This is a genomic window from Erwinia sp. PME.40.26/001 (assembly GCF_055556675.1).
The window spans coordinates 717,595-730,373 of record NZ_JBVHNP010000001.1; the positions used below are offsets into that span (position 1 = coordinate 717,595).

Consider the following 12,779-nt stretch of genomic DNA (forward strand, 5'->3'; position numbering starts at 1 on the left):
AAATGTCCAGGTGCTGAACCAGGTAATTTGAGTTAAGTTCACTTTCAGACTCCTTCAGGTCATTCTGACCAAAACGTACATAATGAAACGCTGATCGTAAGCGGTGAGCGTTTTACCGTTAAGTGATGCTGTTAGCATCAAAAGCGGGCGTCAAAATGCCCTGACCAGTACATCGGCCTGAATGGTAATAAGAGCTATTTTATTTTCAAGTCTCAGAAAAAAGCTAAGTATGGATACTGCCCGCGTTAATTGGCTTTGGTATCTTCAAACAGTGATTCAATAAAATTACGCTGCAGGTCATTCATTTCCCAGGATGCCGGGATCGCCTGCTGAGTGTCATTTTTTTTAGCTTTACAGAAACGCTCGTTGGTTTTGCGTAACTGCTGTACTTTTTGCTCAGGCTGTCTCAGGTGCATTGATTACCCCCACATCCGCCAAACGAATAAGCCCACCACCACCCAAAACAGTGCTGAAGCAGCGAAAACCGCCAACCAGGCTTTGCGTCTCAGATTGCTGTTACGCTCCACCTTGATGGTCTTGTCCCCGAAACCGGGTTGTACAGATAATCTCGTCGCCATAGTTTTTGATAATCACTCTCATTAGAAACGATTGTTTGAACCAATCAGAAATTAGGATGAATCCTAAACATTCTCTGTTGCAAAATCCAGTAATTTTTATTGTACAAAACGATTAACAGGTTTAATCAAGCATGAATAAGATTAATTAAAGGTCCTAACTCAACTGGGCCGTAATAAATAATCCTTAACACAAATTCAACCCGCCGGGTTCCACCGTAGATCCATTTATAACTGGAGTTCCTTTTCGTTATCCTTTACATGCAGGCACTCTTTAAGAGTTATAACTAGAGTATGAGAATCATCCTAAGGTCACGCAAAGAGGCAGATTGAAAAATGTGTACTGTTTCTCATTTAAGAAATAACAATCAATAAACATGTGATACATGTTTCATTTACGGAAAAATAATGAAAGAGCCTTAACGAATGGTGATGGCTGGGCAAATAAAAGTAAAAAAAAAGAGCCGCGCTGCGGCTCTTTCTCCTCGATGCACGCCCTGTCGTGATTATTTCGCCGGGAGTTTAATGTCTTTAAACATCGCTTCGATATCTTCGTTTGAACGCAGTCCGACGGCGGTATCAACCACATCACGTGTCAGGTGCGGAGCAAAACGTTGAATAAAATCATACATATAACTGCGCAGAAACGTACTGCGGCGGAAACCGATTTTCGTGGTGCTGAAGCTGAACACATCAGTAGCCTCAATGCGCACCAGATCAGGATCGGACACCGGATCAACCGCCATGCTGGCGATAACCCCGACGCCCAGGCCCAGTCTGACGTAGGTTTTAATCACGTCAGCATCCGTGGCAGTAAAGACGATACGCGGGGTCAGCCCGGCACGGTTAAACGCCGTGTCCAGTTCTGAACGGCCCGTAAAACCGAAGGTATAAGTCACCAGCGGATACTCCGCCAGCTCTTCAATGGACACTTTGCTTTTTGCCGCCAGCGGATGGTCAGGCGTCACGACGATGGCGCGATTCCAGTGGTAGCACGGCAGCATGATCAGGTCGTCATACAGGTGCAGCGCTTCGGTGGCAATGGCGAAGTCCGCATTTCCTTTCGACACGGCTTCTGCAATCTGCGTCGGGGAGCCCTGGTGCATGTGCAGGGAAACCCGGGGATAGCGCTCAATAAATCCCTTAATCACATTCGGCAGCGCATAGCGGGCCTGCGTGTGCGTGGTAGCAACGTACAGCGAACCCTTGTCGGGCCAGGTATGCTCACCGGCAACCGATTTAATGGCATCCACTTTCGACAGCACTTCGCGCGCAATGCGGATGATTTCCTGGCCGGCGGGGGTAACCTGGGTTAAATGCTTGCCACTACGGGCAAAAATCTGGATACCCAGCTCATCTTCGAGCATACGCACTTGCTTACTGATCCCGGGCTGCGAGGTATAGAGTCCTTCGGCCGTTGAAGAGACGTTGAGATTGTGATTCACCACTTCAACGATGTAACGCAGCTGCTGCAATTTCATTTTTCATTCCATCCAGGGTTTGAAACAATGCGCCGACAACCCGGTAGCAAACGAGAGCCGGACTCAGGTAACCGGTCTGAAACCGTCATCACTGGCGATGCGGCAAAGCGAAAGGGCTCATGCAGCGGCAGCTTCAGGTCCGAAGGTTATAATGCGAATAAATAATAAGAAAGGGATTATCTATAACAACTATATCAAAAATGAGGGAGATGTATAGTAGCGGGAGAGCAAAGCCAGAGAGAAGATAAAGCAGGAGCGAACCGCACGGGGCGGCCCGCTCACTGAAGGAAAGCGCGAGATTACTTCTTCGCGGTGACTTCCCATTTGCCGTCAACGAAGAAGGCAGACCAGCCAGTGGCTTTTCCGTCTTTTTCTGTGCTGACATACTGCTGTTTCGTTTTACGGCTGAAGCGCACCACGGCTTTATTGCCGTCCGGATCGGTCGCCGGGGCATCCGCCAGATAGCGCAGTTTCTCCGGTAAACGATCGCGGAAGCGCTGCAACTCCTCCACCTGCGGCGCGCGGGTTTCACGCGATTTAGGGAAGGTGTTAGCGGCCAGGAACACCCCGGCAGCACCGTCACGCAGGACGAAGTAGGCGTCTGACTTCTCGCAAGGCAGCTCAGGCAGCGGAACCGGATCTTCCTTCGGAGGAGCCACTTCGCCGCTGCGCAGAATTTTACGCGTATTTTTGCACTCATCGTTAGTACAGGACATGTACTTACCGAAGCGCCCCATTTTCAGGTGCATTTCAGAACCACACTTCTCACACTCAACGATCGGGCCGTCATAGCCTTTAATACGGAACTCGCCCTGCTCGATCTCGTAACCATCACACTCCGGGTTATTACCACAGACGTGCAGCTTACGCTGAGGGTCAATCAGGTAGCTATCCATCGCCGTGCCACACTTCTGGCAGCGACGACGGGCGCGCAGCGCGTTGGTTTCCGCATCGTCCCCTTCGAGAATATTCAGCACTTCATTCTCAGGGATCAAATTAATCGTCTGCTTGCAGCGCTCTTTCGGCGGCAGCGCATAGCCGGAGCAGCCGAGGAACACGCCGGTGCTCGCCGTGCGGATCCCCATCTGACGGCTACAGGTCGGGCAGTCGATGGAGGTCAGGATCATCTGATTAGGCTGCATGCCGCCTTCTTCCGGATCCTTCTCTGCCTTCGCCAGCTGGTCGCTGAACTCGGCGAAGAACTGATCCAGCACTGCTTTCCACTGCGCTTCGTTTTTCGCGACTTTATCGAGGTTGTCTTCCATGTGGGCGGTGAAGTCATAATTCATCAGATCGCGGAAGCTCTCTTCCAGCCGATCGGTGACGATTTCACCCATTTTTTCCGCATAGAAACGACGACTTTCCACCTTCACATATCCGCGATCCTGAATGGTCGAGATAATCGAGGCGTAGGTGGAAGGACGGCCGATACCGCGTTTTTCCAGCTCACGGACCAGAGAGGCTTCGCTGAAGCGTGCCGGTGGTTTGGTGAAGTGCTGGCTCGGAACCAGCTGCTGCAGGCTGAGTTCACTGCCTACCGCCACGTCGGGTAACACGCGATCTTCATCACCCTTACGCAGTGCCGCCATGACGCGCGTCCAGCCGTCAAAGCGCAACGTGCGCCCTTTTGCCTTCAGTTTGAAATCGGCTGCTTCCACGGTCAGCGTGGTGGAATCGTACTGCGCAGGCATCATCTGACAGGCCACGAACTGACGCCAGATCAGCTGATACAGCTTCTGGGCATCATTTTCCATGTCTTTCAGCTGTTCAGACTGCACTTTGACATCCGACGGACGGATGGCTTCGTGTGCTTCCTGCGAGTTTTCTTTGCTGCTGTAAACATTCGCCGCTTTCGGCAGGTATTTCGCACCGAATTCATCTTCAATGTAGCCGCGAACCATGCTGACCGCGTCCTGACTCAGGTTGGTTGAGTCAGTACGCATATAGGTAATATGGCCGGCTTCATACAGACGCTGGGCCATCATCATGGTTTTCTTCACGCCAAAGCCAAGACGGGTGCTGGCTGCCTGCTGAAGCGTGGAGGTAATGAACGGGGCTCCAGGCTTACTGCTGGTCGGCTTATCTTCGCGATCGGCCACCACATAGCGTGCTTTTTCCAGCAGGCTGACGGCAGCATGGGTCTGCTCACGGTTGACCGGGCGGAAAGGCTTGTCGCCCTGATGGGTGACCTGCATCGGCAGATCCACCCCTTTCGGCGTGGTCAGTTCAGCATTCAGGTCCCAGTACTCTTCCGGGACAAAGGCTTTAATTTCACGCTCACGCTCGACCACCAGCCGCACCGCCACCGACTGGACGCGGCCAGCGGACAGCCCACGCGCCACTTTTTTCCACAGCAGCGGCGAGACCATATACCCCACCACGCGGTCCATAAAGCGGCGCGCCTGCTGGGCATTAACACGGTCGATATTCAGCTCACCCGGCTTTTCAAAGGCCTGGCGAATCGCATTTTTGGTGATTTCGTTAAACACAACGCGGCTGTACCGCGACTCATCGCCACCGATCACTTCCCGCAGGTGCCACGCAATGGCTTCCCCTTCGCGGTCAAGGTCCGTTGCGAGATAGATATGGTCCGCTTTCTCAGCCAGCGCCTTCAGTTCAGCGACCACTTTTTCCTTGCCTGGCAGGATCTGATAATTCGCATCCCAGCCATGATAAGGATCGACGCCCATACGGTTAACCAGCGCCGTCTTTTCGTCTTTTTTGACCTTTTTGGTTGTTTTACTGGTTGTAGAGTCAGCGCTCTTTTTAACTGTTGATCCACTGGTCGGCAAATCGCGGATATGGCCCACGCTGGATTTAACCACGTAGTCATTACCGAGATATTTATTGATCGTTTTGGCTTTTGCCGGGGACTCAACTATTACGAGAGCTTTTCCCATAGTTACCTTTACCTGATTAAAACATCCGAGAGTATTTTGTGCCGTTTATGCTCATCACATCGCGCACTAACGTTAAGGTTATCGGGATATAAAGATCCAACCCGGCTAACTTTTCATCAATTCGGTCTTAATAATGCACGTTGCAACCAATTGATAAACGGTACTTTTTACCACCTGTTAAGCGAATCTCTAACATGGCGTAAAGTCTGTTTTACGCCCGGAACCCGAAACGCCCACACTCTACCTGATAAAATCTGTTACGCAACTTAATTAGCATCAAGCCTCCATTTACGCCAGGAATGCCGTCAAAAAGAAAAAAAATTGTTCGCACCTTATCCACCTGATGGATCATTATCCGTAACGATAAAATAACCTGACGGTACGGCTATAAAGGAAGAAAAGTCAGATTTTATGTTTCTGCGGCGCAGTATCGCAAGCCGGGGGGGATATCATCTGGATTTTTCCACTTGAACCCCCTTCTGCCGTTGATTACATTGACCCGTCGGCCTGTTACCGCAGCCGCTAAATAAAGCGGCAGGTGCCCGGAGAATCGCTTCTCTTTGACGGAGTTCGCCGTGCTGGCGCACTCCGCGTTAACGAAAATGGAATCCTCATGACCACCTTGATCTATCAGGATGAAAAATCCCACAAATTCTGGACCGTTGTACAGCAACAGCAGGAACTCCATCTCAACTGGGGGCGCGTGGGGACTCAGGGGCAAAGCCAGATTAAAAGCTTTGACGATGAAGAACAGGCCAGAAAAGCGTGTGAAAAGTTAATAAAAGAAAAGACGCGCAAAGGGTATCAGCCACCGGATGAGGCGACGCTGGCCAGCGCCAGCCCGGACGCTACCGTCAAGGCATCTTCTCCCGTGAAGAAAACCGCTGTGCCCGATCCGGCCCCTGACGCCCTGCCTGAAGCGGCTCCGGCTCCGGTTGCACCACCAATCGCCACGGTGGCCAGCGATGCTGCCCCCCTGTGGCTGACCGCAGGTCAGGCGATTGATCTACCGCAAAAGCTGACGGTGCTGGCCCTGAGCCATCGTCACCGGCCGCTCCCACCTGCGGGCAAAGTGGAAGAGCCGTCTGAGCAGCTGCGGCGCATGAAAATACTGAGTCAGGAGGTCCGTAAGAACGGTCCTCTGCCGCTGGATGCCAGTCGCTGTGACAGCGACTGGCAGCAGGCGATAGCCCTGGCGCAGGAGTGCCTGGCAGAGGGCAAAGCCATCCCTCAGCGCTCTCCGATGGCGGGTGCGGCAATGATTAAAATTAACCAGACTTACGCAGGCAGAGAAGCCACGCTGCTGATTGATGCCATTGTTGCTCACTATGGCCTGATGTATGCCACTGAGATGATGATTGCCAGCCTGCAGATTGGTCTCGACCGCGACTACCGCACCCGCCAGATTTCATTTTATCCTGCTGATATTGCCCCTGCCGGCTATCAGCAAAACGTTGCCGAGCATGAAATGCGTCTGCGCTGGCACCTTTCAGCTGCCCCTGAAGCGATGTGGCAGGCGTGTGCCGACCGTCTGATCGCCGCCCTGCCCCATACGCCTGCCTGGCGCAGGCCGCTGGTGGCGCTCCTGCTGCCGGAAAAACCTGAGCTGGCCGATGAGATCCTCAACCTGACCGGACCCGACGGTGATATCGGGGCGCTTGAGCTGTTGAAGATCACTGCTACCCGTGACAGCACGCTCCGCGCGCTGGACTCGTTTAAAAGCCTCGACGTTTTCGACAGCTGGTACTACGGTGAATTGCTCACCACCACGGTGCTGCTGGAACAGGGCGTAAGCGCCCTGCCGCGCTTTGCCCCCTATGCCCACGGCGATCGCTGCGGGGAAGTGCTGATGCATGTCAATCATCCGCTGGCGCTGGAGATGTTAATTCGCGCGGCGGGCCAGGGTAAGCGCAGCTATGAGCGTGCGGCCAGGGCCAGCCAGCGTTTTCCTCACGCGGCTTTCACCGCGCTGGTTCGCCTGCTGAACGGCAGAGAAGAGGCTCTCTGGCGCACCCAGCTGCATGCTTTACTGCATAATCAGCCGCAGCTGGCGGTTGAGGTCGCGCCGTGGCTGTCGGCGGAAGAGGCCGACCTGGTGAACCGCAGCCAGCAGAAGCTGAATGTGAAAACCGACTGCGCCAGCGCCGATATGCTGCCTGCTATCCTGGTGTCTCCCCCATGGCTGAACAAAAAACAGGCCAGTAGCATTCCGCTGCTGTCGCTGGCGGTACAACCGGTCGCAGCGGTCTTCGACGGCGTGCCGGAAGATATCCTGTCAAGCTGGTCAAATCACAGTAAGCTGCAGGTCGCCGGTCTGCCGTCCGACCAGGTTCTGGCCCGTCTCGGCTTCACCAGCTGGAATCAGTCGCTGCCTGCCACGGCGGTCCAGGCCTATGAAGAGGACGATTACCCTCAGCTGCTCGCCGACTGGGCGTCCAACCACGCGCATTATGCCAGCGACTGGAACCTTTATATTCTTCCCGCGCTGCCGCGAGAAAAAGCGCTTGGCCTGTGGAACGTTCTCAGCAGCGAACATCACACCGGCATCGCCCTGGTGATGGCCCACTTTGGTCTGGATGGGTTGCCTGGTTTTATCAACAGCATCGGACGCCAGCCGCAGGAAGCCCTGACCGTGGCCATCTGCGTCGGCAGTACCGAACTGGCGGTCCCTGTCGCCCGCGCTTTCTCTAAGTTGAAAACCCTGCGCGAAGAGGCGCGCAGCTGGCTGCTTAAATACCCGGAACATGCCGTAGCGGGACTGCTACCGATCGCGTTCGGCAAAGCGGGTGAGGCGCAGGATAATGCACGTCTGGCATTGCGCCTGCTGTTGGACAACGGCCATCAGGCGCTGATTGAAGAGGTCGCCGGACGGTATCAGCAGCCGGAGGTGCTGGCGGCGGTCAGTGCGCTGGTAGAGCTTGACCCGCTCAACGATTTCCCGGCGAAACGCCCGGCCCTGCCGCCTTTCTGGCAACCGGTACTGTGGACACGTCCGCAGTTGCACAACGGCAAGGCGCTGCCTGAAGAGGCGCTGACCCATTTGGGGACTATGCTGCGCTTCCCGACCGAAAATGGCCGCTATCCCGGCCTGGATCAGGTGAAAGCGGCCTGTACCCCGGCGTCGCTGGCCAACTTTGCCTGGGACCTGTACAACGCCTGGATGGCGGCCTCGGCCCCCCCTAAAGAGGGCTGGGCCTTCAGCACGCTGGGACTGTTTGGCAATGATGATATCGCCCGGCGGTTAACCCCGTTAATCCGCAGCTGGCCGGGTGAATCGCAGCATAAGCGGGCGGTTGCCGGCCTGGAGATCCTGGCCGATATTGGTACTGATATCGCGCTGATGCAGCTTAACGGTATTGCGCAGAAGCTGAAATTTAAAGCGTTGCAGGAGCGGGCACGGGAAAAAATCAGCCAGATCGCCGAAAAGCGTGAGCTGACGGTGGCAGAGCTGGAAGACCGCCTTGCGCCCGATCTGGGGCTGGACGATAACGGCTCAATGCTGCTTGATTTTGGCCCACGTCAGTTTACCGTCAGCTTCGATGAGACGCTGAAACCCTTCGTCCGCGACGGCAGCGGCAGCCGCCTGAAGGATCTGCCTAAACCGAATAAAAGCGATGATGCCGGGCTGTCTGCCGATGCGGTAAATCGTTTCAAACTGCTGAAGAAAGATGCGCGCACCATCGCCAGCCAGCAGATCGCCCGTCTGGAAACCGCTATGTGTCAGCGCCGTCGCTGGACGGAGCAACAGTTCAGAGAGTTTCTGGTCGGTCACCCGCTGATTGGCCACCTCACCCGCCGCCTGGTCTGGGGCGCGTATGATGCCGATAATCAGCTGATCAGCTGCTTCCGCGTGGCGGAAGACGACAGCTACAGTACCGCCGGAGATGATCTCTACGTCCTGTCGCCGGATGCGACGCAGATCGGCATCCCCCACGTTCTTGAGATCCCACTGGCTGAAGCGGCGGCTTTTGGCCAGCTGTTTGCTGACTATGAGCTGCTGCCGCCGTTCCGCCAGCTGGATCGCAACCGCTATCAGCTGACCGCAGAGGAAGCGGCATCGGTCGACCTGCAGCGCTGGCAGGGACGGCTTTGCCCGAGTGGCCGCCTGGCCGGCCTGACGGCCCGAGGCTGGCTGCGCGGCGTGCCGCAGGATGCCGGCTGGATCTGCTGGATGCTGAAACCGCTGGGCGATCTGACGCTGGTGCTGGAAATGGGAGAAGGACTGGGCGTTGGCATGGCACCGGATGAGTTTAACAAAGAGCAGACGCTGAGCAGCATCTGGCTGTGGGAGGGGGATGCGCACCAGTATGGCTGGGGAGAACGACACCCGCAGAAACAGCCGTTCTCGTGCCTGCACCCTGTCACCGCCAGCGAAATGCTCAGTGATATTGATGCGCTGTTTGACTAATGTCCGGCAGCCGGAAATAAGGAAAGACCATGTCTGACATGTTACAGCGGCCCCCTGCCGCCGTGCTTTACGCCGCAGAACTGGCGCAGCTGATGCAGGATGACAGCGGCCCGCGTCCACCGGGCTGGCGTCTTAGCCTGCCCGCGGCTCGCGCCTTTATCCTGGGGGACAGCGGACGCGGCATCACCGCCAAAGTGGTCACCCCGGTGGCCAGCGTGGAGCGCATGCTGGTCACGCTGGCCACCGGGCGCGGGCTGATGCTGGTTGGCGAACCGGGTACGGCAAAGTCACTGCTGTCGGAGCTGCTGGCCACCGCCATCAGCGGCGATGCAGGGCTGACCATCCAGGGGGGAGCCTCGGTCACCGAAGATCAGATAAAATATGCCTGGAATTATGCCCTGTTGATCAACCAGGGGCCGTCCACCGCCGCCCTGGTTCCGGCACCGCTGTATCAGGGAATGCGCGACGGTAAGATTGTGCGTTTTGAAGAGATTACCCGTGCCCCGCTGGAGGTGCAGGACTGCCTGCTGGGCATGCTTTCTGACCGGGTGATGGCGGTGCCAGAGCTCAGCGGTGAAGAGAGCCAGCTCTACGCCCGGGAAGGCTTTAATATCATTGCCACGGCCAACACCCGCGATCGGGGAGTGAATGAAATGAGCGCGGCGCTGAAGCGGCGTTTTGATTTCGAAACCGTGTTCCCGATCATGAATTTCCAGCAGGAACTGGATTTAGTGTCCACCGCCTCGGCCCGCCTGCTGGCGCACAGCGGTATTCCACACACCGTGCCGGACGACGTGCTGGAACTGCTGGTTAACACCTTTCGCGATCTGCGCAGCGGCGGGGAGAAAAAGAGCGCGATGGACAGTCTGAACGCGATTATGTCCACCGCCGAAGCCGTTAACGTAGCCCATGCGGTTGGGGTGCGCGCCTGGTTCCTTGAGCAGCGCGCCAGCGAACCGGCCGACCTGGTGGACTGTATCGGTGGTACCATCGTTAAAGATAATGAGGATGACCGGGCACGCCTGCGTCGCTACTTTGAGCAGCGCGTCGGCAGCCGCACTGGAGCGCACTGGCAGGCCTACTATCAGGCACGTCACCGCCTGCCATGACACTCACGCCCACAGAGCCGCTGATCCTCGGCATTCGCCATCACAGCCCCGCCTGCGCCCGCCTGGTGCAGCGCAGCATCAAACAGCTGCGCCCGGCCTGGGTGCTGATCGAAGGGCCGGCTGATTTTACACCCCGCCTCGGCGAGCTGCTGCTGCCGCATACCCTGCCGGTTGCCATCTATAGCTATTGTCAGTTTCAGGATCACCAGAGGCCCGGTACAGGGGCCTGGACCCCCTTTGCGGAGTGGTCCCCGGAGTGGCAGGCCCTGCGTGCTGCAGGAGAAATCGGCGCAGAGACCTGTTTTATTGATTTGCCCGTCTGGGCCCTGTCTGACGATGATGACAGTGAAGACGCAGACGCACACTATCACCGACGCCAGCAGGCCATGCTCGACGCCTGCGGCATGGAGAACAGTGATGCGCTGTGGGACCACCTGTTCGAGGATGAGGCGCAGCAGGCCAGCCTGCCGGAGGCGCTGGCACTGTGGTTTCAGCAACTGCGCGCGGACAGCGGCGGCAGCGTGCAGGATCGGCAACGGGAAGCCTACATGGCAAGATGGATCGCCTGGGCGGTTGCACAGAACAGCGGCCCGGTGCTGGTCGTCTGCGGGGGCTGGCACGCCCCGGCGCTGGCCCACCTGTGGCGCGGTGCTGACGCAACCGAGCGTCCTCCGTTACCGGAACCGGTGGTGCCGGACGCGGTCAGCGGCAGCTATCTGACGCCCTACAGTGAAAAGCGACTGGACGTGCTGGCGGGCTATCTGTCCGGGATGCCCGCCCCGGTCTGGCAGGACTGGTGCTGGCGAGTCGGCCAACGACAGGCCGGACTGTCTCTGCTGGAAGCGGTGCTGGCCGCGCTGCGCCAGCGCCATTTACCGGCATCAACAGCGGATATGGCCAACGCCCTGAGCCAGGCGCAGGCGCTGGCGGCCCTGCGCGGACATCGTCTCCCTCTGCGTAACGACTGGCTGGATGCGCTGGCTGGCAGCCTGATCAAAGAAGCCCTCAATACGCCGCTGCCGTGGAGCTATCGCGGTACCCTGCAGTCCGGCACGGACCCCATCCTTATGGTGCTGGTGGATATACTCGCAGGCCAGCGTTTTGGTGAGCTGGCCACCACTACCCCGCAACCGCCCCTGCCGCAGGATGTGAACGGCGAACTGGCGCGGGTCGGCATCACGTTGCCCGCCACGCTGTCGCTTAACCGCTACGACGCGACAGGCCTGCAACAAAGTCAGGTTCTGCACCGTCTTGCCGTACTGGCGATCCCGGGAATAACCTGCCTTACGGGTAACACGCTGGCTCTGTCGGGTGACGGCGAAGAGCAGTGGGCGCTGACGCGGCCGTTAACGCAGCATGCCGCCCTGATCGAAGCTGCTCGCTATGGTGCAACCCTGGAAGAAGCCTCCCGTAACCGGCTGTCATCCTCCATGGCAGAGTCAGAGGGCATTGGTCCCCTGTCGGGCTGGCTGCAGCGTGCGACGCTCGCCGGTCTGTCGGCGTTCAGCCAGGTACTGCTTACCCGGCTGGAGCAGCAGATTGCGCTTGAAAGTCATTTTGAAGCGATGGGTCCACCGCTGGAGGTGCTTTACGCCCTGTGGCGTCACGACTCAATCAACGGCATGCGCGACGCGGCAGTTCTGCAAACCACCCTGCGGGCGGCGGTCGACCGTACCCTGTGGCTGGCGGAGTCGACCGGACTGATTGCCACGCCCCTGGTCAGCGCCCACCTGCACAGCTGGCAGGCGCTGTGCCATATTCTGCGTGATGAACAGAACCGTCAGCCCGCAGGCGATCTTGTGCCGCTGCCGCGTGCGCTGGCCGTGCTGACCCGCCGGTTCAGGGCGAAGGAAGCCTGCGCGCTCAGCCGGGGAGCCGCACTGGGTGCCCTGATCCGACTGGAGCAACCCGACGCCGGTGCGCAGGCGGCGCTGGCGCTACTGGACGATCTTCCGCCAGATTTGCTGGGTGAAGCACTGCATGGACTGATTGCCCTTGCCCGCCATCAGCTGGCCTCACACCCCGCGTTTATCGTCGGTTTTAATCAGCGGCTGATGCAGCTTGACGATGATCCGTTTATTCACGCCCTGCCCGACATGCGGGCGGCGCTCGCCTGGCTGCCACCGCGTGAACGGGCAGCGCTGGCGCGTCAGGTGCTGGCGCATTATCAGCTCACACACCTGCCTGAGCATCTGTTACAGACGCCGCAGGCGACATCCTGTACACCCGCCGAACTCTTCCGTCACCAGCAGCAGGATCAACGTGCGGCCGACCAGCTGCGCGCCTGGGGCATACTGTAAAGGAAC

At 57.5% G+C, this 12,779-nt stretch carries 7 protein-coding genes; 3 read left to right on the forward strand and 4 right to left on the reverse strand.

Annotation, left to right across the window (positions count from 1 at the left end):
* Positions 1 to 245: 245 nt before the first annotated feature.
* The 4 genes from ACZ3HG_RS03655 to topA form a co-directional block, all read right to left on the reverse strand.
* Complete coding sequence (locus tag ACZ3HG_RS03655; protein ID WP_191933143.1) at positions 246 to 416, reverse strand: AraC family transcriptional regulator; 171 nt, start codon at positions 414 to 416, stop codon at positions 246 to 248.
* Positions 417 to 419: 3 nt separating this feature from the next.
* Positions 420 to 578: a YmiA family putative membrane protein gene (locus tag ACZ3HG_RS03660; protein WP_191932482.1), complete on the reverse strand. Its 159-nt coding sequence runs from the start codon at positions 576 to 578 to the stop codon at positions 420 to 422.
* Positions 579 to 1,081: 503 nt separating this feature from the next.
* Positions 1,082 to 2,056 (reverse strand): HTH-type transcriptional regulator CysB, encoded by a 975-nt coding sequence (gene cysB / locus ACZ3HG_RS03665; RefSeq protein WP_062743153.1) that lies wholly within the window; start codon positions 2,054 to 2,056, stop codon positions 1,082 to 1,084.
* 299 nt (positions 2,057 to 2,355) lie between these two features.
* A complete protein-coding gene (topA, locus tag ACZ3HG_RS03670) occupies positions 2,356 to 4,956 on the reverse strand; it encodes a type I DNA topoisomerase (protein WP_191932483.1) in 2,601 nt (866 codons plus the stop codon).
* Between the two features lie 613 nt (positions 4,957 to 5,569).
* Between topA and ACZ3HG_RS03675 the strand changes: the two genes are divergently transcribed.
* Genes ACZ3HG_RS03675 through ACZ3HG_RS03685 form a run of 3 tightly spaced genes read left to right on the forward strand, consistent with a single transcriptional unit; the run spans position 5,570 to position 12,773 of the window.
* On the forward strand, positions 5,570 to 9,364 hold the full coding sequence (locus ACZ3HG_RS03675; protein WP_465331895.1) for a DUF4132 domain-containing protein: 3,795 nt from the start codon (positions 5,570 to 5,572) through the stop codon (positions 9,362 to 9,364).
* A 29-nt stretch (positions 9,365 to 9,393) separates the two neighbouring features.
* A complete protein-coding gene (locus tag ACZ3HG_RS03680) occupies positions 9,394 to 10,473 on the forward strand; it encodes an ATP-binding protein (protein WP_191932485.1) in 1,080 nt (359 codons plus the stop codon).
* Positions 10,470 to 12,773, forward strand: a complete 2,304-nt coding sequence (locus ACZ3HG_RS03685; RefSeq protein WP_465331897.1) for a DUF5682 family protein — start codon at positions 10,470 to 10,472, stop codon at positions 12,771 to 12,773. Before ACZ3HG_RS03680 ends, ACZ3HG_RS03685 begins: the two co-directional genes overlap by 4 nt.
* The last annotated feature ends 6 nt before the right edge of the window (positions 12,774 to 12,779 follow it).